Source organism: Pseudophaeobacter arcticus DSM 23566, assembly GCF_000473205.1.
GTDB lineage: Bacteria > Pseudomonadota > Alphaproteobacteria > Rhodobacterales > Rhodobacteraceae > Pseudophaeobacter > Pseudophaeobacter arcticus.
In genome coordinates, this window is the sequence record NZ_KI421507.1 from 3,216,582 (window position 1) to 3,239,752 (window position 23,171).

Annotated in this window: 24 protein-coding genes and 1 riboswitch; of the genes, 13 read left to right on the plus strand and 11 right to left on the minus strand. The window is 60.3% G+C overall.

The features are described 5' to 3' along the window. The first annotated feature begins 15 nt into the window (after window positions 1-15). The 3 genes from nudC to ARCT_RS26580 all read left to right on the plus strand — a co-directional run bounded on the left by nudC (window position 16) and on the right by ARCT_RS26580 (window position 2,512). A complete protein-coding gene (gene nudC, locus ARCT_RS0119885; RefSeq protein ID WP_027241651.1) occupies window positions 16-1,002 on the plus strand; it encodes an NAD(+) diphosphatase in 987 nt (328 codons plus the stop codon). A 67-nt stretch (window positions 1,003-1,069) separates the two neighbouring features. After that, window positions 1,070-1,537, plus strand: a complete 468-nt coding sequence (locus tag ARCT_RS0119890) for an SRPBCC family protein (protein ID WP_027241652.1) — start codon at window positions 1,070-1,072, stop codon at window positions 1,535-1,537. 210 nt (window positions 1,538-1,747) lie between these two features. After that, window positions 1,748-1,978, plus strand: a riboswitch (cobalamin riboswitch). A gap of 108 nt (window positions 1,979-2,086) precedes the next feature. Further along, on the plus strand, window positions 2,087-2,512 hold the full coding sequence (locus ARCT_RS26580) for a hypothetical protein (RefSeq protein ID WP_240476347.1): 426 nt from the start codon (window positions 2,087-2,089) through the stop codon (window positions 2,510-2,512). A 71-nt stretch (window positions 2,513-2,583) separates the two neighbouring features. Here the strand turns inward: ARCT_RS26580 and ARCT_RS0119900 are convergent, their stop codons facing one another. After that, the gene (locus ARCT_RS0119900; protein WP_027241653.1) at window positions 2,584-3,129 is read right to left on the minus strand and encodes a protein-tyrosine phosphatase family protein; all 546 of its coding nucleotides are present in this window, start codon (window positions 3,127-3,129) and stop codon (window positions 2,584-2,586) included. A 341-nt stretch (window positions 3,130-3,470) separates the two neighbouring features. Here ARCT_RS0119900 and ARCT_RS0119905 point away from each other — a divergent pair, with 341 nt between their 5' ends. After that, window positions 3,471-5,288 (plus strand): DNA polymerase III subunit gamma/tau, encoded by a 1,818-nt coding sequence (locus tag ARCT_RS0119905; protein ID WP_027241654.1) that lies wholly within the window; start codon window positions 3,471-3,473, stop codon window positions 5,286-5,288. Window positions 5,289-5,364: 76 nt separating this feature from the next. On the opposite strand, the gene ARCT_RS0119910 is transcribed toward ARCT_RS0119905, so the two are convergent. Beyond that, complete coding sequence (locus tag ARCT_RS0119910) at window positions 5,365-5,913, minus strand: cysteine hydrolase family protein (protein WP_027241655.1); 549 nt, start codon at window positions 5,911-5,913, stop codon at window positions 5,365-5,367. Window positions 5,914-5,993: 80 nt separating this feature from the next. On the opposite strand from ARCT_RS0119910, the gene ARCT_RS0119915 reads away from it, so the two are divergent. Together ARCT_RS0119915 and ARCT_RS0119920 are read left to right on the plus strand one after the other, a co-directional pair. Further along, entirely contained in the window at window positions 5,994-6,929 is a 936-nt protein-coding gene (locus ARCT_RS0119915) for a GlxA family transcriptional regulator (RefSeq protein ID WP_036785195.1), read from the plus strand. 74 nt (window positions 6,930-7,003) lie between these two features. Continuing rightward, window positions 7,004-7,348 (plus strand): YbaB/EbfC family nucleoid-associated protein, encoded by a 345-nt coding sequence (locus ARCT_RS0119920; protein ID WP_027241657.1) that lies wholly within the window; start codon window positions 7,004-7,006, stop codon window positions 7,346-7,348. Between the two features lie 155 nt (window positions 7,349-7,503). Here ARCT_RS0119920 and ARCT_RS0119925 read toward each other — a convergent pair whose 3' ends face one another. Next, window positions 7,504-7,710: a cold-shock protein gene (locus ARCT_RS0119925; protein ID WP_009809887.1), complete on the minus strand. Its 207-nt coding sequence runs from the start codon at window positions 7,708-7,710 to the stop codon at window positions 7,504-7,506. Window positions 7,711-8,297: 587 nt separating this feature from the next. On the opposite strand from ARCT_RS0119925, the gene recR reads away from it, so the two are divergent. Next, on the plus strand, window positions 8,298-8,897 hold the full coding sequence (gene recR / locus ARCT_RS0119935; RefSeq protein WP_027241658.1) for a recombination mediator RecR: 600 nt from the start codon (window positions 8,298-8,300) through the stop codon (window positions 8,895-8,897). 88 nt (window positions 8,898-8,985) lie between these two features. Here the strand turns inward: recR and ltaE are convergent, their stop codons facing one another. Beyond that, window positions 8,986-10,038, minus strand: a complete 1,053-nt coding sequence (gene ltaE, locus ARCT_RS0119940) for a low-specificity L-threonine aldolase (protein ID WP_084300910.1) — start codon at window positions 10,036-10,038, stop codon at window positions 8,986-8,988. A gap of 180 nt (window positions 10,039-10,218) precedes the next feature. Then, a complete protein-coding gene (locus ARCT_RS0119945; protein WP_027241660.1) occupies window positions 10,219-10,983 on the minus strand; it encodes a DUF1013 domain-containing protein in 765 nt (254 codons plus the stop codon). A gap of 145 nt (window positions 10,984-11,128) precedes the next feature. Here ARCT_RS0119945 and ARCT_RS0119950 point away from each other — a divergent pair, with 145 nt between their 5' ends. Both ARCT_RS0119950 and ARCT_RS0119955 read left to right on the plus strand, forming a co-directional pair. Then, complete coding sequence (locus tag ARCT_RS0119950) at window positions 11,129-11,776, plus strand: ribonuclease T2 family protein (RefSeq protein WP_027241661.1); 648 nt, start codon at window positions 11,129-11,131, stop codon at window positions 11,774-11,776. Between the two features lie 291 nt (window positions 11,777-12,067). Further along, a complete protein-coding gene (locus ARCT_RS0119955) occupies window positions 12,068-12,925 on the plus strand; it encodes a DUF2189 domain-containing protein (protein WP_027241662.1) in 858 nt (285 codons plus the stop codon). A 161-nt stretch (window positions 12,926-13,086) separates the two neighbouring features. On the opposite strand, the gene ARCT_RS0119960 is transcribed toward ARCT_RS0119955, so the two are convergent. Next, window positions 13,087-14,076: an NAD(P)H-quinone oxidoreductase gene (locus ARCT_RS0119960; protein WP_027241663.1), complete on the minus strand. Its 990-nt coding sequence runs from the start codon at window positions 14,074-14,076 to the stop codon at window positions 13,087-13,089. 203 nt (window positions 14,077-14,279) lie between these two features. Then, entirely contained in the window at window positions 14,280-14,978 is a 699-nt protein-coding gene (locus tag ARCT_RS0119965; RefSeq protein ID WP_027241664.1) for a COQ9 family protein, read from the minus strand. Between the two features lie 151 nt (window positions 14,979-15,129). On the opposite strand from ARCT_RS0119965, the gene rpsU reads away from it, so the two are divergent. Beyond that, window positions 15,130-15,336 carry a 30S ribosomal protein S21 gene (rpsU, locus tag ARCT_RS0119970; RefSeq protein WP_008207378.1) on the plus strand — a complete coding sequence of 69 codons (207 nt, stop codon included), beginning with the start codon at window positions 15,130-15,132 and terminating at the stop codon, window positions 15,334-15,336. Between the two features lie 641 nt (window positions 15,337-15,977). On the opposite strand, the gene ARCT_RS0119975 is transcribed toward rpsU, so the two are convergent. Beyond that, the gene (locus ARCT_RS0119975; protein ID WP_027241665.1) at window positions 15,978-17,150 is read right to left on the minus strand and encodes a cytochrome P450; all 1,173 of its coding nucleotides are present in this window, start codon (window positions 17,148-17,150) and stop codon (window positions 15,978-15,980) included. Window positions 17,151-17,233: 83 nt separating this feature from the next. On the opposite strand from ARCT_RS0119975, the gene ARCT_RS26585 reads away from it, so the two are divergent. Then, window positions 17,234-17,746: a MarR family winged helix-turn-helix transcriptional regulator gene (locus tag ARCT_RS26585; protein ID WP_240476348.1), complete on the plus strand. Its 513-nt coding sequence runs from the start codon at window positions 17,234-17,236 to the stop codon at window positions 17,744-17,746. Window positions 17,747-17,858: 112 nt separating this feature from the next. Here ARCT_RS26585 and ppk2 read toward each other — a convergent pair whose 3' ends face one another. The 3 genes from ppk2 to ARCT_RS0119995 all read right to left on the minus strand — a co-directional run bounded on the left by ppk2 (window position 17,859) and on the right by ARCT_RS0119995 (window position 21,200). Continuing rightward, on the minus strand, window positions 17,859-18,776 hold the full coding sequence (gene ppk2, locus ARCT_RS0119985; RefSeq protein ID WP_027241667.1) for a polyphosphate kinase 2: 918 nt from the start codon (window positions 18,774-18,776) through the stop codon (window positions 17,859-17,861). Window positions 18,777-19,030: 254 nt separating this feature from the next. Further along, window positions 19,031-20,620 (minus strand): GMC family oxidoreductase, encoded by a 1,590-nt coding sequence (locus ARCT_RS0119990; RefSeq protein ID WP_027241668.1) that lies wholly within the window; start codon window positions 20,618-20,620, stop codon window positions 19,031-19,033. 121 nt (window positions 20,621-20,741) lie between these two features. Then, the gene (locus tag ARCT_RS0119995; protein ID WP_027241669.1) at window positions 20,742-21,200 is read right to left on the minus strand and encodes an Lrp/AsnC family transcriptional regulator; all 459 of its coding nucleotides are present in this window, start codon (window positions 21,198-21,200) and stop codon (window positions 20,742-20,744) included. A 136-nt stretch (window positions 21,201-21,336) separates the two neighbouring features. Here ARCT_RS0119995 and ald point away from each other — a divergent pair, with 136 nt between their 5' ends. Together ald and mscL are read left to right on the plus strand one after the other, a co-directional pair. Next, a complete protein-coding gene (ald, locus tag ARCT_RS0120000; RefSeq protein ID WP_027241670.1) occupies window positions 21,337-22,455 on the plus strand; it encodes an alanine dehydrogenase in 1,119 nt (372 codons plus the stop codon). A gap of 203 nt (window positions 22,456-22,658) precedes the next feature. Continuing rightward, a complete protein-coding gene (gene mscL / locus ARCT_RS0120005) occupies window positions 22,659-23,093 on the plus strand; it encodes a large conductance mechanosensitive channel protein MscL (protein ID WP_027241671.1) in 435 nt (144 codons plus the stop codon). Window positions 23,094-23,171 lie beyond the last annotated feature (78 nt).

The following is a 23,171-nucleotide window of genomic DNA, read 5'->3' on the forward strand; positions in this document are numbered from 1 at the left end:
TGCAGGGAGCGACGGATGAAACGGGCAGAACAGGTAACCTTTGGCGGCGGTGGCGGTTTGGATCGCAAGGCGCAGCTGCGAGAAGATCCCGCCGCACTGGAGACCGCCTGGGCCGCACCGGAGACGCAGGTTCTCATGACTTGGCGCGGCAAGATCCTCAGCCAGCGCTCTGATCCTGAGCGTGGACCTGATGGTCTGGCCTGGATTGCCTCCTCTCACCCCGTCGCATCGGAACACCGCAGCGCGGCGCTCTATCTTGGTGTGGCGCCTGACGGGACAGAGCGATTTGCCTGCGACCTTGGCGCCTGGCAGCCGGATGCATTGGATGAGATGGCCCTGGCCAGTTTTGCCGACCTGAGCGAACAACAGCACCCGGACCTGCCGACGGGCTATGTCTTTGCCGAACTGCGCCGCATCATGGCGCGCCTCTCTCCGCTGGAGGCAGAGCTGGCCGCCACCGCCAAAGCCCTGCTGTCCTGGCATCAGTCACACCAGTTCTGTGCCCGCTGCGGTGGCAAAAGCCAGGTCGCGCAGGCCGGCTGGCAACGCAAATGCCCCAGCTGCAAGGCGCTGCATTTCCCGCGCACCGATCCAGTTGTCATCATGCTGGTCACCCATGGCGATGACGTCCTGATGGGCCGATCACCTGGCTGGCCAGACGGTATGTATTCGCTCTTGGCCGGTTTTGTTGAGCCCGGGGAAACTCTGGAAGCAGCCGTGCGCCGCGAAGTGTTTGAAGAAACAGGCGTTTCTGTTGGCGAGGTTGGCTACCTCTCCAGTCAACCCTGGCCATTCCCGATGTCGCTGATGTTTGGCTGCAGCGGTCAGGCCACCAGCCGCGACATCACCATCGACCCCAAGGAAATCGAAGATGCAATCTGGGTGAGCCGTCAGGAGATGATGACTGTCTTTGCAGGAGAACACCCAATCATCAAACCGGCGAGAAAGGGTGCAATTGCACATTTTCTTCTCGAAAACTGGCTTGCGGACACTTTGGATTAAGGAGATTATTCTATCACCTAATCCAATAATACTCTCTGAGGGCTGACCACTGGTCAGGCGGCATATCATGGAATTAACGAGTAAAGAGGACGTCGACACGCCTCTGGCTGAAGTCTTTGAAGCGATTTCCGATTTTGCCAGCTTTGAACGGTCGGCAATCCGGCGCGGCATCGAAGTACAGCGTTTGAGCGACGATGCCACCCCGCAGGTTGGCATGGCCTGGGATATTCGGACGGATTTTCGCGGCAAACCCCGTGAGTTGCACCTGGAGCTTTCCAACTACGAGCCCACCACCTTGATTGGTTTTGAGGGCGATAGCGCCAGCCTGTCTGGCAAGGGCCAGATTGAACTATTGGCGCTCTCGCCGCGCCGCACCCGCCTTTCGGTGAAGGTCAATGTGCAGGCCAAAACCCTGTCTGGGCGGCTGCTGCTGCAATCGCTCAAACTGGCGCGGTCCAAGATCAACACCCGCTTCAAGCAGCGCGTGGCAGAGTTCGCCAGCCTGACCGAAGACCGGGTGAACCGCAGCGCCTGATCCCGGTTGCGGCCAGCCACAGCTGTGACGACCCAACTGTCGGCGCCACCTGGCTGCTTGCTCCGCTGTCCATCCCTGCCCGCCACCCTTTGCCGCTGTGGCGTGGGTGATCCTGTCCATACTGTTTTCTCTGTACTGGTATCTCCGGGCCGGTATGGGCCTTGCTGTGCCAATTGCGCAATTGGTGATTGACGACTCATATCTGTCAGCGATAGCGGTTGGAGAGATGGTTTCTGCGATGCATGTTCTTGTGTCCAGGATGAAAAGGGAACGCGGTGCGGCCAGGCTATTGCAGCCCTGCCAACTCCGCGACTGCCCCCGCAACTGTAAGCGGTGAGCGCTTCGGGTGAACCACTGGCACGGGGATATGATCCCTGCCGGGAAGGACCGAAACCGTATCGACCCGCAAGTCAGGAGACCTGCCATCACCAATGTAACTCGAAACTGGACGGGGAGTCCGGGCGGGTGCATGAGGTGGTTGCGGGTAACGCCCTCCTGGTCTCATGCCTGCGCCTTCTGATTTTCCCGCCAGCGCGCGGAGGGCGCATCATGACACCGATGGACCAGACAACGACCAAACAAACACATCACTTTTCCCAGAGCATCTGTATGCACCTGGGCAGGCCCTGCCCGGCCCTGTCCCGGATGCTCACGGCGCTGGCCGGGGCGCTGGATAAGGCCCGCCCGGTGACATCCGCCGAATTTGAGCTCTGCGGTGAAAGCCTTCTGGATGGCTGCGCGCGACATTGCCCGGCCCGGTTCATTGCCACCCACGACCGCATTCGGGTGTTTTGTGACGTCACCGAAGCAACCGATACCGAGGCCCTGGATCTGTTTGCTGATACTCTGTTCCAGCCAGACAGCCGGGCCTTTGCCGCAGCAAAACTGCATCAGCCCCCCTGCGCCATGGGCGAAGCCCTGCCAAAGCCTCTGCCCCAACAGACCACTGCGCAAACCGTCCACCCAGCGCTGTAGCGGCAAGTTTTATTGGGGGGCGGGCGGTTTAAGAGCCAGAAGCTGCGCTCCGCCCCCTATATCTTTCGGCTTTATATCTTTCTGGCTTTCTTGGCTCCTGGCCGTTTTGCAGCGGCCCGCGCCCAGGTCATCTGATCCTCGGTCTCGACAGCGCAGGCGCGCACAGCACGGAGCCGACGCAGCGCTTTGTCGGGCTGTTCCCCGGCCTCAATCATCAGACGCAGAACCACCATGCCGGACCGCCCGCAACCGCCTTTGCAATGCACCAGCACCCGGCCGCCCCCGCGCAGAGCCTGCAAGGCCAGCGCGCTGACCGCGGGCCATTGCGCCAGCATGTCTTTGGTTGGGGCGGAAAAATCTGGCAATGGCAGATGGATCCAGCGAGAGCCCATGGCCTGAAAATCCTGCCCCAAAGGCGCCGCACCAGCGCCGAGATGTTCAACTTCGGTTGTCATCGAGATCACCAGCCCTGGCTGCCAGTCATGCAGGTGATCCATGTCTCCCTTGTAGTCGCCGCCACTGCCTGGCAGCGGGCAAAGCGCCAGAATGCCATCGCCAACACTCAGCGCATGCAGCGTGAGGGATCGCACGGATTGGTCTGTGAGATGATCATCCATACCGAGCCCTTTCCCAGCCCCCCGCCGCGCTGGCAAGCGGGCCAAAGCAGCCCCTGCCAAACCCGGTGTTTTTAGACAATGGCATAGTCATATCACACAATCCGGATACACAGGCCCAACTTCGATCACAAACACGCGCCGAAAAACCAGTTCATAAAAGGCGGGCCTTAAAACTCAATAAAACCGACCACGCAGCAGGGTCAGCACCCGGCGCCAAATCAGGCACCGCCCCCAAAGTCTGACCTGCCGAGCCCCAGTTGGTCAACAGCGGTGGACGAAGCCCGCCAGCCCGCGTACCTTGCGCGGACGCGATCCCGCCTTCCGAATCCGGCAAGAGACCTATGAACGACAGCACAAGCGACAGCAGCCAGCCCCAGTATCAAGTCTTGGCGCGGAAGTACCGCCCCGAGACATTTGCCGATCTCGTGGGCCAGGATGCCATGGTCAGAACGCTGAAAAATGCGTTTGAAACCAATCGTATCGCCCAGGCCTTTATCATGACCGGCATTCGCGGCACCGGGAAAACAACCACGGCACGGATCATCGCCAAGGGGATGAACTGCATCGGCCCCGATGGCACCGGTCAGCCCACCACCGAGCCCTGCGGGGTCTGCGAACATTGCACCGCCATCATGGAAGGCCGTCATGTCGATGTGATGGAGATGGATGCGGCCAGCCGCACCGGTGTCGGAGACATTCGTGAAATCATCGATTCGGTCCAGTATCGCGCCGCATCGGCCCGCTATAAGATCTACATCATCGATGAGGTGCATATGCTCTCCACCAGCGCCTTTAATGCGCTGTTGAAAACCCTGGAAGAGCCGCCAGCCCACGTCAAATTCATCTTTGCCACCACCGAGATCCGCAAGGTGCCGGTGACCGTGCTGTCGCGCTGCCAGCGCTATGATCTGCGCCGCATTGAGCCCGAAGTCATGATCGCCTTGATGGGCAAGATCGCCACTGCTGAGAGTGCCGAGATCAACGACGATGCGCTGGCCCTGATCACCCGCGCCGCCGAAGGCTCGGTGCGCGACGCCACCTCGCTGCTGGATCAGGCTATTTCGCATGGCGCCGGCGAAACCACCGCCGATCAGGTCCGTGCCATGCTGGGTCTGGCCGACCGGGGACGGGTCCTGGATCTGATGGACATGATCCTGCGCGGCGATGCTGCCGGCGCCCTGACAGAGCTGGGCGCGCAATATGCCGAAGGCGCAGATCCCCTGGCGGTGCTGCGCGATCTGGCCGAGATCACCCATTGGGTCTCGGTGGTGAAAATCACCCCTGATGCTGCGGAAGACCCCACCGTCAGCCCGGATGAACGCGCCCGCGGACGGCAAATGGCCGATGCCCTGGCGATGCGGGTACTGACCCGGATGTGGCAAATGTTGCTCAAAGCCCTGGAAGAGGTCGCCGCCGCGCCAAACGCGATGATGGCAACTGAAATGGCGGTGATCCGGCTCACCCATGTGGCCGACCTGCCCAGCCCGGAAGAGCTGATCCGCAAATTGCAGGACAGCCCTCCGCCGCCCCCGAACGGACCCGGCGGCGGCATGGGCGCGGGTGGCTATGGCACCGCCTCTGCTCCAATGCAGGGCATGGCACCACCTGCGTCAGGTGGCGGTGCGCCGGGCGGAGGACCCACCATGGTATCCGGTGGCGCGCCGGTTGCGCAGGGCGGCAATGGCACCGCAACAGCGCTGGCACCAGAGACCCTTCAGGCCCTCGCCCGTTATCCAAGTTTTGAACATGTGGTCGACCTGATCCGTCAGCGACGCGACGGGTTGCTGCTGGAATATGTAAAGACCTATCTGCGCTTGGTCTCTTACCAGCCGGGACGCATTGCCATCCAGCCAACGGCGGACGCGCCCAAGGATCTGGCGGCCAGATTGGGGCAACAGCTGCAAAACTGGACCCAGGCCCGCTGGATCATCTCGCTGGAAAACGACGGCGGTGGCGACACCATCACCGAGCTGGAAAACGCCGCCGAAAATGCCCTGCGTGCCAAGGCCAGCGAACACCCGCTGGTGCAGGCCGTGCTGGCGAGCTTTCCCAAGGCCAAGATCACCCGCATCCGCACCGCACAGGAGCTCGCCGCTGAAGTCGAAGCCGAGGCCCTGCCAGAGGTGGAAGACGAATGGGATCCCTTTGAAGAAGACTAACCCTGTCTGCCACCTCCTGCCGCAGCGCAGATCTACGCTACGGCAAGGGCAGGCCTGGTGAATGCCCCAAAATGCGTCAGTTTTTCAGCAGCTCAGCGGTTGAAACAACCCGCGCATAGCTCATGGCTAAGGGCGCCATAAAGGCCGCATGAACCTGCTGGGCGCTCAGCTCAACGCCGCCAAACGCCATGGCCCGTGCGGCACAGGCATCTTCTGCCAGGGTGATGTCAAAGCCAAGATCACGCCCCGCCCGTGCTGTGGCATCAATGCACATCTGGCTCATGGCGCCACAGAGGGTCAGTGCCTCAATCCCGGCCTCTTGCAACAGGTCCGACAGGCCCGTGTCGAGAAAACTATTGGGCCGCGCCTTGGTCAAAATCGGCTCATCTGCGGTGGGGGCAACCGCGCTGTGAATTTCTGCCCCGCGGCTGCCCGGACGAAAGAACGGAGCCTCAGCCGAAGGGTTTTCATGGCGAATATGAACCACCATCTGGCCAGCCTCACGCGCTGCGGCAAGCAGAGACGCGGCATTTTCAGCCGCCTGCTCCATCGCATGCAGCTCCCAGTCCCCGCCTGGGAAATAGTCGTTCTGAATGTCCACCAACAACAATGCAGTCTTGCTCATCTTGAGCCTCCTTTTGATATCATGACCTCAGTAATGCCAGGGCTTGACTGCAGAACACATTGGCGCGTACGACAATAGATATGCAGGAACGGCCAAATATCTCACTTGCGCTGGTTGATTATCCCGGGGTGCAGAAATCCGCGCTTTGGGGGCTGGCGGATCTGTTTTCACTGGTGCCGCGCCTGGCCCCGGATGTGCCAGGGCCAGAAATCACCCTGGTGACCGCCGCGACCCCACCCGACAGGGACTTCACAGCCTTTGTGTTTCCGCCATCTCTGGAGCAGCAGCGGGGCACCCCGGGCGACCCGCTTGCCGACTGGGCGCACTCCCAGCACCGCAGAGGGGCGATTGCCTGTTCGGTCTGCGCCGGCGCCTTTTGGCTGGGGGCCGCAGGCCTGTTGCAGGGACGCCCCGCCACCACCCACTGGGCATTGGAGCAGGAATTTCAGACCAGGTTTCCACAGGTGGACCTGCAGGCAGAAGAGATCCTGATTGATGATCACGATGTGATCACCGCCGGCGGGCTTATGGCCTGGCTGGATCTGGGCCTTCACCTCGTCGGGCTATGGTACGGGCCAGGCATGGTGTCAAAACTGTCGCGGCATCTTCTGGTCGACCCGGCGGGGCGGGCGCAGCGGCATTACTCCAGCTTTCGCCCCAACCGCAGCCATGGCAACAGCGGCATCCTGAAGGCCCAGCGCCACATGGAGCAACATCTTGCCACGCCCCTGGCCAGCGCCGACCTGGCACAGGTTGCCGGCATGAGCCTGCGCAGTTTCAGCCGCCATTTTGACCGCGCCACCGGCTATACGCCAGCGGCATATCTTCAAAGTCTGCGCATTGAAAAGGCCCGCAACCGGCTGGAGCAAAGCACAGCCACGGTTGCAGAGATTTCCTGGGCCGTCGGCTATGCGGATCTGCCTGCCTTTTCGCGCGCCTTCAAATCGGTCACGGGCCTCACCCCCGGCGCCTATCGCGACCGGTTTCGCATCGCGCCACAGTCTCGCAAGCCATAGATCGAGAGCTTACCCTTGTGCGCGTGGCCCTGGCTTCGTATTTAGAACCCAACAGAACTTTTAGGAGAGATCCAATGCTCAAAGGCCTCGGCGGTCTTGGCGACATGGCCAAGATGATGAAATCGGCACAGGAACTGCAGACCAAAATGGCAGAGATGCAGGAAGAGCTGCACAATGTCATGGTGGTTGGCGAAGCAGGGGCCGGCTTGGTCAAGGCCACGGCCTCGGCCAAGGGGGAGCTGAAAGAGCTCGACATTGATCCGTCGATCTTTTCCGGTGATGACAAGGAAGTTGTCGAGGACCTGATCCTGGCGGCGATCAAGGATGCCCAGTCCAAGGCGGCGCTGAAGGCACAGGAAGAAATGAAAAACCTGACCGAGAGCATGGGCCTGCCCAAGGATATCAAGCTGCCTTTCTAACAGCGCAGCACATGATCGAACCTGAAAAGGCGCCCCCAAGGGGGCGCCTTTTTATGTGTCTGCAGCTTTGGCTCTTTGGTCTTTCGCCAATGCCAAAAGAAAAACGCGGCCCCCAAAAGGAGACCGCGTTTTCAGAATTCTGGCTCGGAAAAGGCTTACGCCAGTTCGAGGTTCACAGCGGACTCACGACCGTCGCGGCCGGGTTCGATGTCAAAAGTCACTTTCTGGTTGTCGGCCAGACCGGTCAGACCGGAACGCTCAACAGCAGAAATGTGAACAAATACGTCTTTGCTGCCGCCATCGGGTGCAATGAAGCCGAAGCCTTTGGTCGAGTTAAACCATTTTACGGTGCCTGAAGCCATGTCCGTAATCTCCTATTAAATGCTGCCCGCGTTGGTGCGGCAGCCCGGCGTGGTAGGTCTGGATCGAAGACTGAACGCCGTAAACGGGAGACAGTGGGTCGAAAAAGAAAAACGTTAGCAGTGCCTATATGCGCGGAGGTTGATTTTTTTTCAAGGGTGAATATACGTTCAAGGCTGGTTAGCACCTATGCAAACAGACAGGGGAGGTGGTCAGGGGCAGCCCCCATCGCGCCGAAACCCCAGAAAATCAGCGTTTGCGCCCAGCCCGCTGCATTCTGCCCTGCCCCGTCGCTGTTCATTCACCAACCCGCCCGCAGCCAATGGTGCCCAGGTTTTTTTTGGCCTTTGACGCAAATAGCGGGAAACTGCCTGGCTGAAACACATGATGCCAGGGCTTTTAGGGGTTTTTCGGGGCCTGGCCGCCCCCCGTCGCCAGCTTGATTCGAAATCCTGTTTCGGCAAATTGCCCACCCCGCCCCTGGTGGACGAGGCCGGCCCCGGAAACAAAGCCCAGGCAGTTGGGCCATGGGCCTTGCAGCGCCCGGGTGCTTTGCGCCTATATGTACCAATCGCAAAGGACCCAAGACATGAACGACGACAGCATCAGCGAGATCGAGCATTTGATTGCCCTGATGGCAAAACTCCCCGGCATGGGGCCGCGTTCGGCCCGTCGGGCGGTGCTGCATCTTATCCGCAAACGGGCGCTGCTGCTTACCCCGCTTGCCGAAAGTCTGGGACAGGTGGCGACCAGTGCCCGCGAATGCCTGAACTGCGGCAATGTCGGCACCCGTGACATTTGCGGGATCTGCACCGATGAGAGGCGCGCCAATGGAGAGATCTGCGTGGTCGAAACCGTCTCGGATCTTTGGGCGATGGAGCGGGCCGCGAGCTTTAAGGGCCGGTATCACGTGTTGGGCGGCACCCTGTCAGCGCTGGATGCCATTGGCCCCGAAGACCTGCGCATCCCGCGACTGGTGGACCGGGTCGCCAGCGAAGGGGTGCGCGAGGTCATTTTGGCACTCAACGCCACCATCGACGGCCAGACCACAGCCCATTACATCGCCGACCAGCTGGAGGATCAGGTGCAGCTCACCACGCTGGCACAGGGCGTACCAATTGGCGGTGAGCTGGACTACCTGGATGACGGTACAATCATTGCCGCTCTCAAAGCCCGCAAACAGCTCTGAGGTCAAAATCGCGACGACAATTACCGATGTGACTGGTTGCCTCCGCCTCCTCCGTCCGCTTCCTCCGGCAGGCGACCCTGTCTGGGCATCAGCCGTAAAACTGCCGTAAGGCCTGCGTCACCAGGTCCAGCCCTGCGTCGCTGACATCACGGTGCAACACCAATCGGATCGGCCCCGTTTCACCGGCGCCAATTACCACGCCGCTCTCGGCCAAATGCGCCTGAAGGTCGGTGTTTCGCCCGTCGCCGGGGGTAAAGAACACCATGTTGCTGGCCTGGGTTACCGCGCCACATTCCAGGCTCCGAAGGGTTGCAGCCAGCGCTGCGGCCCTCGCGTGGTCTTCGCTCAGACGGGCAACATTGTGGTCCAGCGCATAAAGCCCCGCAGCCGCCAATAGACCAGACTGCCGCATGCCACCGCCCAGCATCTTGCGCCAGCGGCGCGCCTTGCGGATCAGATCCCTGGGGCCCACCAGAACCGACCCCGCCGGCGTGCCAAGACCTTTGGAGAGGCAAATCGAAATGGTGTCAGGGATCCGCGCCAGATCCTGCTCTGCACATCCCAGTTCCGCGATCGCGTTAAAAAACCGGGCCCCGTCCAGATGAACCGCCAGCCCGGCCTGGCGCGCAGTGTCGGCGGCGGCTTGGGTCTGCGCCAACGAGACAGCCTGGCCGTTATGGGTGTTCTCCAGCGACAGCAACCGGCTGATTGCCATGTGGCTGTCATCGGGCTTTATCGCAGCGCCAATTGCATCCGGGTGCAAACTGCCATCCGCCTGGATCGGCAGCGGGCAAAGCGCAATACCGCCCAGCACCGAAGCCCCGGCGGCCTCGTATTTGTTCACATGGTAGTCAACGCCCACCAGGATCTCTTCACCGCGGCCACAATGGGCCAGCAGCGCTACCAGATTGCTTTGGGTTCCGGTGGGCAGCAATAGCCCTGCCTCTTTGCCCAGACGTTCGGCAAGCAGGGCCTCAAGCCGGTTGACGGACGGATCCTCGCCATAGACATCATCGCCAAGATCCGCCGCTGCAATTGCAGCCATCATGCCTGCATCGGGCCGGGTCACTGTATCGCTGCGCAAATCACACAGCGGCTGATTGCGCCCCAAACCGGGGGACGTGCCTGCATATTGGTTCACCTTGCGCTCTCCTGTAACTGGTCAGTGTGAAACTAGGGGCGGGCAGGCGCAAAAACAAAGAGATTATTGTTTCGGTCACAATGATCCCCCACAGGCGCAAGACATGCAAATCAGACATGCCAAAAAGGCCACACCCGGCGGGCATGGCCTTTGAAAGTCTATGTATCAGGGTAGATGATATTAGCCGCGTGGGTCGTCCGAATTGTCTTCGTCGTCCTCGTCATCCGCATCGGGAAGGTTAAAGAAACTATCCGCATCCGCCATCGGATTATTTGAGGGACGTTCATTGCCGCCACCCAGGGTAAAGCTTTCGAGACCTTCGATCCCGGCAGGCATCTTGGGCTCTGAATCCATACCCAGAGACTGCTCGGTGGAGACCAGCTTGCGGCGCTCGTCATCGTTCATCACGCCGCCTTCGGCGGCCTTCTTCGCGGCGGCCTTTTGCACAATCGCGTCCAGTTCGGACTGCTTGCACAGACCCAGAGCAACCGGGTCAATTGGCTGCATGTTGGAAATGTTCCAGTGGGTGCGCTCGCGGATCGACTGGATCGTCGGCTTGGTGGTGCCAACCAGTTTGGCAATCTGAGCATCCGACAGTTCGGGGTGGAACTTTACCAGCCAGAGAATCGAATTGGGCCGGTCCTGGCGCTTGGACAGGGGCGTGTAGCGCGGGCCACGGCGTTTTTCTTCGCCTGCAGCTGCGGCGTTGAATTTAAGCTTCAGCTTGTACAGCGGGCTGGCCTCGGCCTTGTCGATTTCATCCTGGGTCAGCTGATTGTTGGTCACCGGGTCAAAGCCTTTGACACCCGTAGCGACATCCCCATCCGCAATGCCCTGAATTTCCAACTCGTGCATGCCGACGAAATCCGCAATCTGCTTGAAGCTGATCGTTGTATTGTCCACCAGCCACACGGCGGTTGCCTTGGCCATCAATGGTTTTGCCATGTGCTCATCTCCTAAACTGCACCTTGTCCCAACATACAACTTCCCCGCCGCCTGAATTAGGCTGCCCCGGTGATTTGGGGTCGGTTTCCATTGTCGGGGAACTTCAGTCCTATATAGTCGCGCTGTTTTCATAAGGAAAGAGGCGATGCGCAGGTTCTTGTTCGCAGCTATTTTGGCTCTCACCGGGGGATTTGCCCCTGCCGCCTGGGCAGATGGCGAAAAATCAGGTGAGTTCGACTATTACGTATTGGCGCTCAGCTGGTCGCCCAACTGGTGTGAGATCGAAGGCGACGCCAAGAGATCCGATCAATGTGACCCGCGCCATGACCATGGCTGGACCCTGCACGGGCTCTGGCCGCAGTTTCATCGCGGCTGGCCCACATATTGCAACACCCCAGAGGCCCCGCCCCGGCGCAGTGATACAGCACAAATGGCTGATATCATGGGAACTCCCGGTCTTGCCTGGCACCAATGGAAGAAACACGGCAGCTGCTCTGGCCTCAGCGCGCAGGCCTATCTGGACCTGTCGCGCGCGGCCTATGACAGCATCAACCGGCCAGCGATCTTTCGCAAGCTGGAGCGCCCTGTGACCCTGCCTGCGACATTGGTGGAGCAGGCGTTTTTGCAAGCCAACCCGCAGTTTGATGCCGACAGCGTCACCGTGACCTGCCGCGATCATCACATCCAAGAGGTCCGCCTGTGCCTGTCGCGCGATATGCAGCCGGTGCCCTGTGGGCGCGATGTAATCAAGGATTGTTCGCTAAAGGATGCCCTTTTTACACCAGTTCGGTGACAGGAGAATCGGACCGGTCGTCACCTTTGCCCTACTCAATCTGGCTGCCCCTTGCGGCGTCAGGGGCTTGCTGTTTGCCCGGCCTGGCGCGTTGGTTTCTTTTGTACCAAAGCTGATATCTCGCACGCGCGCCCCTGTGGCAGGCCTGTGACCTGGGCTTGTGAAGGCCGGTAAACTGGATGTGATCACGCTATGTGCTAGATCTTGGTAATATGGGTCCTGTGCCGCATTGGCGCGGCTTTGCGGCATTCTTGATCCGGGCCCTCATATGGGATGAACGGGAGCACGCACATGGCACATACAATCGGAAATCCGCTCAGCTGGCTGGCACAGCATCTGGGCTTAACCTCGGCGCATGTCTCGGATTCGGTGGCACACCTGGGCAGCGATGAGACCACCGCCCACCCCGAGGTAAATCACCTGGAAATGTCGGACCTGCGGGCTGCGCTGAAGGCTGGGGTCAAGGATTTTGCCGCCTGCCGCAGCGATGCGATGTTTCTGATCCTGTGCTACCCGTTGATCGGCCTTGGCCTGGTGATCATGAGCCTGCACGTCAACATGCTGCCACTGATCTTTCCGATGATCCTGGGCTTTGCCCTGCTGGGCCCTGCGGCCTCTGTCGGGCTGTATATCATGTCGGCGCGCCGGGCTGCCGGTTTCACCCCGCGCTGGGGCGATGCCTTTGAGGTGCTGCGCTCTCCGGCGCTGCTGTCGGTTCTGACCCTTGGGTTTTACCTTGCAGCGCTGTTCACGGCTTGGCTGATGGTGGCGAATGCGATCTACAACCACACCCTCGGTCCCGAGGCGCCAAGTTCTCTCAGCTCTTTCCTGCTTTCCATCGTGCAACAGCCCGAGGGCTGGCAAATGGTCTTTTGGGGCGGGCTGATTGGCGCAGTCTTTGCCATCACTGCCCTGGCGGTCAGCCTCGTCTCCTTTCCGCTGCTGCTAGAGCGCAATGTCGGCCTGCCCATTGCCGTCACCACCTCGGCCAGACTGGTGCGGAAGAACCCACGCGTGACCCTGACCTGGGGGGCCTTTGTGGCGCTGGCGATTTTCCTCGGCTCCCTGCCTGCCTTTGCCGGGCTGGTGCTGGTGATTCCAATCCTGGGACATGCCAGTTGGCATCTCTATCGGCGCGCGGTGCGCTGAGACCCTCCTCCTCTTACGCTGCTGGGGACAGCCGAGGAGGTGTCGCCCGGGGCGCCCACCGGGTGGTGCCTGGCCGTCCCCACCGTCCCCCCGGGGTCAGGCGCGCTTTTCCAGCCTCCCGCAGGTTTCCCTGCGGTGCAACTGCGGGTGCAGCTGTCAGGCTAGGCGTCGGAAACTTTCAGAACGATCTTGCCGATATGGCCTGAGCTTTCCATCCGGGCATGGGCGGCGGCAGCTTCTTCCAGTGGGAATTCGCTGTCCATTACCGGCGCCAGTTTTCCGGCCTCAATCAGTGGCCAGACCACCTCGAACAGATCCTGAGCGATGCGCGCCTTTGCCAGATCGCTTTGCGGCCGCAGGGTGGACCCTGTCACCGTCAGGCGACGGGCCATGATCTGGGCAAAGTTCAGCTCGGCTTTGGGACCGGAGAGAAAGGCGATATGCACCATCCGGCCATCATCGGCGAGGGTTTTGATATTGCGGGGGATATACTCCCCACCCACCATGTCGAGGATCAGATCAGCACCGCCCTCGGCGCGCAGCACCTCAACAAAATCTTCGGTTTTGTAGTTGATCGCCCGTTCAGCACCAAGATCACGACAGGCCTGGCATTTTTCATCCGACCCGGCGGTGGTGAAGACCCGCGCGCCCAGCGCAGTGGCCAGCTGGATTGCGGTGGTGCCAATGCCGGAGGATCCGCCATGCACCAAAAACCGCTCGCCGGCCTTTAGCCCACCACGGGCAAAGACATTGGACCAGACGGTGAAACAGGTTTCCGGCAGGCAGGCCGCCTGTTTCAGGCTCATGCCATCCGGAATGGGCAGGCAATGGGCCGCCGGGGTTGCGACATATTCGGCGTAGCCACCACCGGGCAACAGGGCGCAGACCCGGTCGCCAATTTCCAATCCGGTGACACCGGCGCCCAGGGCGACAACTTCGCCTGCCGCCTCCAGCCCTGGCAGATCACTGGCGCCGGCGGGCGGATTATAGGCCCCGGCCCGTTGCAGCGCATCCGGACGGTTGACGCCTGCATAGGCCACCTTCAGCACCACCTGACCATGCGCTGGCTGCGGCATTGGCCGTTGGGTGAGCGTCAGCACCTCTGGCCCGCCGGGGGTGGAGATTTCAATGGCACGCATCATGTCGCTCATACGGGAGATCCTTATTGTCCTGGCCCAGCCGTCTGCTTTGGCCCCTGTCTTGGTGTGTCTGTCTTGGTGTGTCTGTCTTGGTGTGTCTGTCTTGGTGTGTCTGTCTTGGTGTGAAAGTTACCCTGATCGCTCAGCCCGGCAAAGCCCAGCCGGATCCTACGTCACAAACCGGTGGCGCTAAACCGGTGGCTCTAATCCTGGCCCTAGTCCTGGCGCCCCGGCAGGTCATCCTGTGCCGCAGGTCGTTTGATCTGGGAGGACAGCCACTCTGGCGCCGCCAAAAGAGGCTTGAGCAGAGGGTTCTTGCGCAGGCCCGCCTTTACCTTCTCAAACTGCATCACGTTGTCGATACGCCGATCCAGAAATTCCCAGGTGGCCTGATGATTGGGGCTGTCATCCCCCAGCCAATAAAGCAGCGTCGAGGAATAGACCCCCGACAGGATGGTACGTTTACTGTACCAGTTCAGATCCTCCGAGCTGTCGCCCAGCGCGGTCCAGATCGCATCACAGGTGCCCCACACAGCCTTGGCCCCCGCTGCGGCATGTTGCGGCAAGGCAAACAGTGTCACACCACGGCGCACCGCTTCTTTGTCTTCGGCCACCTCTAACCGGTAGCGCACCATGGCGGCGATTCGGTCACGGAACCGCAGGTCCGACAGATCACTCTGCGCCAGACGCGCCAGCATCATCTGGTCACCACGCCGGTGATAGGCCAGGGCCAGATCCACCGCGCCCCGCGGACAGATCGCCCGCGCCAGCACCGGGTTGATGCCGGTATCCGCAATCGCCGCCTCAAATGTTGCCTCGGACCAGCCATCAAACACCACATGCAGCAGGGCTGCATCCAGCAATTGGGTCACCAGATCGCTGGGCTGATCTGTCTGGTTTTCCTGGCTGCTCATGGGGGGTCTCCCGAAATGAAAGTGATGCGACCCCCGGCATCTGGGGAGTCGCGGCGTGATATCACAGTACTAGACAACATACAGGAGCTTTGCTATATGGCCACTTCCTGCAAATCCTTGCAACTCTATCTAGAAAGGTGGTGAAAACCACATGCAGGTTAGTGTTCGTGACAACAATGTCGATCAGGCGCTCCGCGCTCTGAAGAAAAAGCTGCAGCGTGAAGGCGTCTTCCGCGAAATGAAGCTCAAGCAACATTTCGAAAAGCCGTCCGAGAAAAAAGCGCGCGAGAAAGCTGAAGCGATCCGTCGTGCCCGTAAACTGGCGCGTAAGAAAGCACAGCGCGAAGGTATGCTCTAAGCTCCTTCTATCGGCCTTTTAGGCTTCCAGTTCTTTTCTGGACACAAAGTTGATGACCCCCGCGCCATGGCTCGGGGGTTTGTCATTTCTAGGGCCCCGTGATCCTGACCGTGATCCTGACCGCCTGCCATCCCGACCGCCGGTTTTGCAGACAGCCCGCGCCCCCATCTGTGCCGGCAGCTTTGCCACCATAAGAGAGCCAGCTTTGCTTTTGCGGCAAAGCGCAGGACGACCTATAGGCAAGATTTTTCCCAATACTAAACTTTAACGTGTATTTTTTCTCCGTACGTTCTATACTGGCTGTACTGGGCGACACCTCTGGGTTTCCCCGCCCATGTGCTTGCAGCCGGATTTGGAACACCCGGCTCTACCCGAGGTGACATAGCGCTCCCCCTAGTCAATAGGCGCGCCTTGCCCCCCTGCGCTCAAGGCTTATGTCACCTCGGGATCCTTCCCCGCGCGCCCAAATCTTTCCGGCTCTTGCCCCACGCCGTCCCAGAATCCTGCCGGTTTCGAACCGGTAACCACAGCCCCGATCAGCGGGCTGAACACCACACTGGCTGAACAGCACGCCAGCCATGCCAGCCCACGCCAGCCCACTCCAGCCCGCCACCTGGGCACTCACTCAGCCACCTGGGCGCTTAGTCTGGCTTGGGTGACCAGGCGACCGGAACTGTGATTGGCCCTCGAAACGCCCAGCCTCCGAACTGCGTATCCCCTGCAAGACGCAGATCTTCCACTGCTTCAAACAGCATCGGCAGCGCAACCTGGCTTATCAGCGCCTTGGACAGCCACGCCCCGGCACAGAAATGCGGCCCAGCCCCAAAAGAGATCGCGGCAGAGCAATCGCGGTGCAGATCAAAGACATCCGGGCGGGCAAAGATCCGTTCATCCCGATTGCCCGACCCATACATCAAAAACACCCGATCCTCTGGCTGCAGGCTCGCCCCCTGCAGCGTGTATGGTTTTGCCACCCGGCGCGGTGACATGCCAATGGGAGAAATCCATCGCGCGTATTCTTCAAAGGCCTGCATCCAGGGAACCCGCCCCGACAGCACCTCCGCAAGCTGGTCGCGGTGGCGCAACAGCGCCCAGATCGTTCCGGCGATGGCATCGCGCGGTTCATTCTGGCCACCAGAAATCGCAAGCTTGATATTGGCCCGTATCGCCGCGTCCTGTAGCCCCGCCCGCTGCTGCACCGCCAAAAGAGAGCGATCATCGGGATCCAAAGGCTGCGCCAGTCTGTCGCTGATGCAGGCATCAATCCTGTCTGTCGCCACCTGACAGCGGCGCTCGACTTCGCCATCGCCTGCATAATTGGCACAGCCATCAATCATATGCTGGCTGACCTGATCCATCTCATAAGCCGTCAAATTGGTCAGCCCGGTGATCCGCTTCAGCGCCTCACCCGAGACAACCATGGCGTAGTCACGCACCAGATCGCAGCCCCCCTTGGGCACCAGCTGTTCAAGCACATCCTGCGTCAAGGCCTGAAACTGCGCCAACCAGTGATCACGCACTGTTTTGGGAGAGACCGTGGGGAAAATCGCCCGACGCTCTTGCATATGCGCATCGCCATCTTTGCGCATCATGTTCTCGCCCATCAGCTGGACCATCAACCCATCCGGCTGTTCAGAAGAGAAGACCTCCACCCTCTTTTCTTCGCAAAAGATGTCGTCCCGGCGGGTGATCAGATAGGCCTGAAGCTGCGGCACATAGACCACCGCAGCCCGCTCCCGCATCTTCGCCAGATCCGGATAGGGATCCTGCCAGAACCGTTTGAGGTCAATGTCATACTGTTCAGCCCGTGCCATCACAGCCTCCCGCTTTGATCTTGCTGGCTGTACTGAAAGATGAATGAGTTGTCATGTCAACACAGTCCCCCTAAGATATGGGCATGAGTGATACCCCTCCCCTGCCTGACGATATGTTCCTGGTCACCGCCACCGGCAGCCCCGATGACCCTGCCGCGCCAACGCTGAGCCTGCAAAACAGCCCGGTCGTGCTGGTGACCTTTGCCGGCAACCGGCTGACACGGGAAGCAACCCGTGCCTATCAGGCAGAGTTTGGCATTGGCGTAATGGACTGGCGCATGCTGGTGATGCTGACCCGCAGCCCTGGCTGCTCTGTCGCTCAGGCGGCCCGCCTCACAGGGATCGACAAGGCAGCCGTCAGCCGGTCGTTGCAGCGGCTCGAAGGCAGCGGGCTGGCACAGTCCGAGGCCCAGGGCGGGGATGAGCGGCGCAAGTCCTGGAGCCTCACCCCAAAAGGGCAGGATCTCCACGGCAAAATCCTCCCCCGCGCGCTTGAGCGTCAGCAGGATCTGCTACAGGGGTTTTCACCAGAGGAGACCGCCCGTTTTACCAACTACCTGCGACGGTTTTTATCCAATATCGAAACCTCGCCATAGAGGCCCCGCACTGTGCCCTCGGGCACAGTGCGGGGCCCAACAGTGTGGGGCCTTCGTCAGAAGGTCGCTAAGCTGGCGGGAGCCCCCCCTTTAGCCTTTAATACCTTAGCCCTTAATAGATTTTGGGCACATAAAGCTCGTCCGGCAACACCCGGCGCTCGTAGTCGGGATTATACTCCCGGTCCGGCAAAGACACTTTTTCGCTGCTCACCTCGGTATAGGGGATCTTGCTCAAAAGATGCTCGATGCAGTTCAGGCGTTCGCGTTTTTTGTCATTGCCTTCCACGATATACCAGGGGGCCTCGGGGATGTTCGTGCGTTCGAACATCTCTTCCTTGGATTTGGTATACTGCTCCCAGTGGATGCGGCTTTCCAGATCCATCGGTGACAGTTTCCATTGTTTCATCGGATCATGAATGCGCATCATAAACCGCAGCTGCTGCTCTTCGTCGGTGATCGAGAACCAGTATTTCAACACGATAGTGTTTGAACGTACCAACATACGTTCAAATTCCGGTACATCTCGAAAGAAGGTTTCCACCTGGTCTTCATCGGCAAAGCCCATCACCCGTTCCACTCCGGCGCGGTTGTACCAGGAGCGGTCAAACAGCACGATCTCACCGCCCGAAGGCAGATGGGGCACATAGCGCTGGAAATACCACTGACTTTGCTCGCGCCGGCTCGGAGCCGGCAGCGCCACCACCCGCGCCACCCGCGGGTTAAGCCGCTGGGTGATCCGCTTGATCACCCCGCCCTTGCCGGCACTGTCGCGCCCTTCCATGATCACCAGCACCTTGGCGCCGGTCTCCACCACCCAGTCCTGCAGCTTGATCAGCTCTGCCTGAAGACGCAGCAGGTTGCGGAAATAGACTTTGCGATCCAGCATCTCCGGGTGTTGCTCGCGGTAAATCTTCCGCAGCTCCATGGACAACATCGGCTCGGCAAATTCAATTTCGATATCCTCGTCCAGTGTGTCCTGCAGCTCAGCCTCAAGCCAATCAAAGGAGTCGGAGTCGGTATCGCTGGTCACGGGCGTATTCCTTTACTGTACTGTCATTTGTCGATCCCACTACCAAGCCAGTGTGATCCTTTGATGTCACGCGCAAAAAAAACTGCAGGATCGCGACTGTTCGGCAAAGCCTCATGTGGTCCACCTGGGACGCGCCACTGTACTCGGCCATGTCCCAATGGAACCGCGTTTCACCGTGAGGTGCAACCGCAATTTCTGCGGTTGCGGCATCCCGGCACCACTGCACGACCTCTCGGCTCAAAGGATCAGCAGCGCTATCCCCGCGCGGCCGCAAGGATCAGATCAGCGGCTTTTTCGCCAATCATGATACTGGGAGCATTGGTATTGCCGCTGGGAATGGTGGGCATGGCGCTGGCATCCGCCACCCTTAGCCCTTTGATCCCCCGCAGGCGCAGCTCAGCATCCAGCGGTGCCGTGTCCTCTGCGCCCATATGCACGGTGCAGGTGGGATGGAAGATCGTGGTGCCAATCTCTCCGGCCGCCTTTGCCAGATCCTCCACCGCATCCGAAGCGCCCCCGGGCTTCATCTCCTGCGGGCCATAGCCCTGCATTGCCGGCTGCGCCATAATCTGGCGCGCCTGACGGATTGCCGCCACCGCCACCTGACGATCGCCCTCGGTGGACAGGTAATTAGGCGCAATCTCGGGCGCCTGATACGGATCGTCAGAGGTGATCTGCACCGTGCCGCGACTTTCGGGGCGCAGGTTGCAGACACTGGCGGTCAGCCCAGGGAAGTCATGCAGCGGCTGGCCAAAGGCCTCCAGCGTCAGGGGCTGCACGTGATATTCCAGATCCGGCGTCGCCAGATCGGGACGCGAGCGCGAAAAGGCGCCCAGCTGACTGGGTGCCATCGACATCGGCCCCGAGCGTTTCAGCGCATATTCCAACCCAATCTTGGCCTTGCCCAGCAGCGAGTTTGCCAGGGTGTTCAGCGTCTTTCCCCGCTCCAGCCGCCAGGCGCAGCGCAGTTGCAAATGGTCCTGCAGATTGGCGCCCACCGCCGGCATATCCCGCAGCACTGCAATGCCGTGGCGCTGCAACAGCTCCCCCGGCCCCAGGCCGGACAGTTGCAGGATCTGCGGCGAGTTCACCGCCCCTGCCGACAGCACCACCTCACCGCGTGCCCGCACCTGATGGGTGCTGCCGCCCTTGTCATATTCCACCCCAACCGCGCGGCCGTCTTCGATCAGGATGCGGCGGGTATGGGCCTTGGTCTCAACTTTCAGGGAACTGCCAGTGACCGTCCGCAAAAAGGCCTTGGCCGTGTTCATCCGCCAACCGCCGCGCTGGTTGACCCGGAAATAGCCGACGCCCTCATTGTTGCCGGTGTTGAAATCGGTGACCTTGGGCAGCCCCCAACTGGCGGCGGCCTGCATCCAGTCGTCCAGCACATCCCAGTGCAGCCGCTGGTTTTCCACCCGCCATTCGCCGCCCGCACCATGCATGTCAGACGCGCCTTCAACATAGTCTTCGGACTTTTTGAAATAGGGCAGCACATCGTCCCAACCCCAGCCCGCCAGCCCACGCTGTCGCCAGCCATCATAATCCGCCGCCTGCCCGCGCAGATAAAGCATGCCGTTGATCGACGAACATCCCCCCAGCACCTTGCCACGCGGATACAGCAGGCTGCGCCCATTCAGCCCCGCCTCGGCAGCGGTGCGATACATCCAGTCAGTGCGGGGATTGTCGATACAATAGAGATAGCCCATGGGGATATGGACCCAGTGATAATTGTCCTTGCCGCCCGCCTCAAGCAGCAGAACCTTATGGCCTGCTTCGCTCAGCCGCTTGGCGACAACACATCCGGCGCTGCCCGCGCCCACCACGATATAGTCCCACTCCATCGCCCGTCTCCTGCCTGAATTTTTCTGCAACAGACCACAGATGCACCGAGCGTGACAGAGGGAAATCTGCAAACCCCACTGTCATCAAAGCCTTGGCCATCAGAGCCTTGCCTGGTCGGCCCTAGACCGGCAGCGCAGTGGTTTTGAACACGGTCCGCAGGGCAAAGCTCGACTGCATCTGCGCCACCCCCGGCAGGCGGGTCAGGTGCTGGCGGTGGATGCGGGCAAAATCATCGGTGTTTTCGGCGACAACCTTGAGCAGGTAATCCGCAGTTCCGGCCATCAGATGGCACTCCAGCACGTCCGGAATACGCGCCACCGCACGTTCAAAAGCATCCAGCAGCTCATCCGCCTGGCTTTGCAATGTAATCTCGACAAAAACCGTGGTAGGCACCGCCATCTTGCGGGCATCCAACAAAGCAACGTAGCTTTTGATATAGGCGTCGCTTTCCAGCCGCTGCACCCGCCGGTGGCAGGCTGAGGCCGACAGGTTGACCCGCTCGCTCAGCTCGGCGTTGGAGATCCGCCCCTGCCGTTGCAGAACCTGTAGAATCCGACGATCCGTGCTATCCAGAGACATTTCTTCAAAGATCCTTGCTAGGTTCCGCCGGTTTAGGTGAAGATTCTTCGAATGTCATGTTTTTATTCCGCTCAAAAAAGCAGCACCTGTCGTCAGAGCTGCGTCAGACTGACGCAAAGAAAACGGAGGAGAGATCATGAAAATTGGCTGCCCAACAGAGATCAAGCCACAGGAATTCCGGGTTGGCATGACGCCTGACGCGGCACGCGAAGCTGTCAATCACGGCCATCAGGCCCTTGTTCAAAAGGGTGCCGGTCTGGGCGCGGGCTTTAGCGATGACGACTATATCGCCGCCGGGGCCGTGATCATCGACACAGCCGAAGAGATCTTTGCCACCGCCGATATGATCGTGAAGGTAAAAGAGCCGCAAGCGGTTGAGCGCAAGATGCTGCGCGAAGGCCAACTGCTGTTCACCTATCTTCACCTGGCCCCCGATCCACAGCAAACCCATGATCTGCTGGAAAGCGGCTGCACCGCCATCGCCTATGAAACCGTCACCGATGCCTCCGGCGGCCTGCCGCTGCTGGCGCCGATGTCCGAAGTGGCCGGGCGTCTGGCACCGCAGGTTGGCGCCTGGACGCTGCAAAAGGCCAATGGTGGTCGCGGTATCCTGATGGGCGGCGTGCCCGGCGTAGCGCCGGCCAAGGTTGTTGTCATTGGCGGCGGTGTTGTTGGCACCCATGCGGCCAAAATCGCCGCAGGCATGGGCGCAGATGTCACCATTCTGGACCGCTCTCTGCCCCGGCTGAAATATCTTGATGATGTCTTTGGCCGCAACTTCAAAAACCAGTATTCCACCGCTGGTGCCACCGCCGATCTGGTCCGCGAGGCCGATATGGTGATCGGCGCCGTGCTGATCCCCGGCGCCGAAGCCCCCAAGCTGGTGTCACGCGCCATGCTCAGCGAAATGAAGCCCGGTGCGGCATTGGTAGATGTGGCCATCGACCAAGGCGGCTGTTTTGAGACCTCCCGTGCGACCACCCATGCAGATCCAATTTATGAGGTCGATGGTATCATGCACTACTGCGTCGCCAACATGCCCGGCGCGGTTGCGCGCACCTCGACCCAGGCGCTTGGCAATGCGACGCTGCCCTTCATGCTGAACCTGGCCAACAAAGGCTGGCGTCAGGCCTGCGAAGATGACCCACATCTGCTGAACGGCCTGAATGTACACGCAGGCAAGCTGACCTACTATGCCGTCGGCAAGGCCCTGGGGCTGGACGTGATCTCTCCGAGCTTGGCGCTGAAACCCTAAAGGGTCTCTCGCAAATAGCTCATGGCCCGCCTGTTTCTCCCGACTGGCGGGCCTTTTTGTGTCCTAAAAGACCCGCCAAAACCCATTTGTAATGGCGGAATGGGAATTTTCCTCTAGCCAATAGATGTATTTCGCAGTTCCCTTAATGGATCGCGCCAAAGGGTCAAAGTCCCGGAGGGTGCCAGCAGAAACAGGGGGTACAGATGTTATCAGAATTTAAAGACTTTATCGCCAAGGGCAATGTCATGGACATGGCCGTTGGGATCATCATTGGCGCCGCCTTTACCGCCATTGTCAAATCCATGGTCGGGGATTTGATCAATCCACTGGTCGGGTTGTTCACCGGCGGGGTTGATTTCACCAATTCCTATATCGTCCTGTCTGGAGAGGTTGCCGCCGGCGCCTCGTTGGAAGCCGCCCGCGAAGCCGGGGCCGCCGTCTTTGCCCATGGCGCCTTTATCATGGCAGTGATCAACTTCCTCATCATCGCCTTTGTTGTCTTTATGCTGGTGCGCTACGTCAACAAGGTGAAAGACGCCGCCACCCGCAAAGCAGAGGCCGCCCCCGAACCCGAAGCCCCGGCGGGTCCAAGTGAGCTGGATATCCTGATGGAGATCCGCGACGCGCTCAAAAAGTAGGGCGCAGGCCTGACCACTGGCCTGACCACAGACCCGGCCACAAACCCAGACAACAGCACTCAGGCCCTCAGATCACTT

What these genes read in the sequence shown, in the direction of transcription:
- nudC (WP_027241651.1), top strand. Translation starts at nt 16, where the DNA reads ATGAAACGGGCAGAACAGGTAACCTTTGGCGGCGGTGGCGGTTTGGAT.
- ARCT_RS0119890 (WP_027241652.1), top strand. Translation starts at nt 1,070, where the DNA reads ATGGAATTAACGAGTAAAGAGGACGTCGACACGCCTCTGGCTGAAGTC.
- ARCT_RS26580 (WP_240476347.1), top strand. Translation starts at nt 2,087, where the DNA reads ATGACACCGATGGACCAGACAACGACCAAACAAACACATCACTTTTCC.
- ARCT_RS0119900 (WP_027241653.1), bottom strand. Translation starts at nt 3,129, where the DNA reads ATGGATGATCATCTCACAGACCAATCCGTGCGATCCCTCACGCTGCAT.
- ARCT_RS0119905 (WP_027241654.1), top strand. Translation starts at nt 3,471, where the DNA reads ATGAACGACAGCACAAGCGACAGCAGCCAGCCCCAGTATCAAGTCTTG.
- ARCT_RS0119910 (WP_027241655.1), bottom strand. Translation starts at nt 5,913, where the DNA reads ATGAGCAAGACTGCATTGTTGTTGGTGGACATTCAGAACGACTATTTC.
- ARCT_RS0119915 (WP_036785195.1), top strand. Translation starts at nt 5,994, where the DNA reads ATGCAGGAACGGCCAAATATCTCACTTGCGCTGGTTGATTATCCCGGG.
- ARCT_RS0119920 (WP_027241657.1), top strand. Translation starts at nt 7,004, where the DNA reads ATGCTCAAAGGCCTCGGCGGTCTTGGCGACATGGCCAAGATGATGAAA.
- ARCT_RS0119925 (WP_009809887.1), bottom strand. Translation starts at nt 7,710, where the DNA reads ATGGCTTCAGGCACCGTAAAATGGTTTAACTCGACCAAAGGCTTCGGC.
- recR (WP_027241658.1), top strand. Translation starts at nt 8,298, where the DNA reads ATGAACGACGACAGCATCAGCGAGATCGAGCATTTGATTGCCCTGATG.
- ARCT_RS0119945 (WP_027241660.1), bottom strand. Translation starts at nt 10,983, where the DNA reads ATGGCAAAACCATTGATGGCCAAGGCAACCGCCGTGTGGCTGGTGGAC.
- ARCT_RS0119950 (WP_027241661.1), top strand. Translation starts at nt 11,129, where the DNA reads ATGCGCAGGTTCTTGTTCGCAGCTATTTTGGCTCTCACCGGGGGATTT.
- ARCT_RS0119955 (WP_027241662.1), top strand. Translation starts at nt 12,068, where the DNA reads ATGGCACATACAATCGGAAATCCGCTCAGCTGGCTGGCACAGCATCTG.
- ARCT_RS0119960 (WP_027241663.1), bottom strand. Translation starts at nt 14,076, where the DNA reads ATGAGCGACATGATGCGTGCCATTGAAATCTCCACCCCCGGCGGGCCA.
- ARCT_RS0119965 (WP_027241664.1), bottom strand. Translation starts at nt 14,978, where the DNA reads ATGAGCAGCCAGGAAAACCAGACAGATCAGCCCAGCGATCTGGTGACC.
- rpsU (WP_008207378.1), top strand. Translation starts at nt 15,130, where the DNA reads ATGCAGGTTAGTGTTCGTGACAACAATGTCGATCAGGCGCTCCGCGCT.
- ARCT_RS0119975 (WP_027241665.1), bottom strand. Translation starts at nt 17,150, where the DNA reads ATGGCACGGGCTGAACAGTATGACATTGACCTCAAACGGTTCTGGCAG.
- ARCT_RS26585 (WP_240476348.1), top strand. Translation starts at nt 17,234, where the DNA reads ATGAGTGATACCCCTCCCCTGCCTGACGATATGTTCCTGGTCACCGCC.
- ARCT_RS0119990 (WP_027241668.1), bottom strand. Translation starts at nt 20,620, where the DNA reads ATGGAGTGGGACTATATCGTGGTGGGCGCGGGCAGCGCCGGATGTGTT.
- ARCT_RS0119995 (WP_027241669.1), bottom strand. Translation starts at nt 21,200, where the DNA reads ATGTCTCTGGATAGCACGGATCGTCGGATTCTACAGGTTCTGCAACGG.
- ald (WP_027241670.1), top strand. Translation starts at nt 21,337, where the DNA reads ATGAAAATTGGCTGCCCAACAGAGATCAAGCCACAGGAATTCCGGGTT.
- mscL (WP_027241671.1), top strand. Translation starts at nt 22,659, where the DNA reads ATGTTATCAGAATTTAAAGACTTTATCGCCAAGGGCAATGTCATGGAC.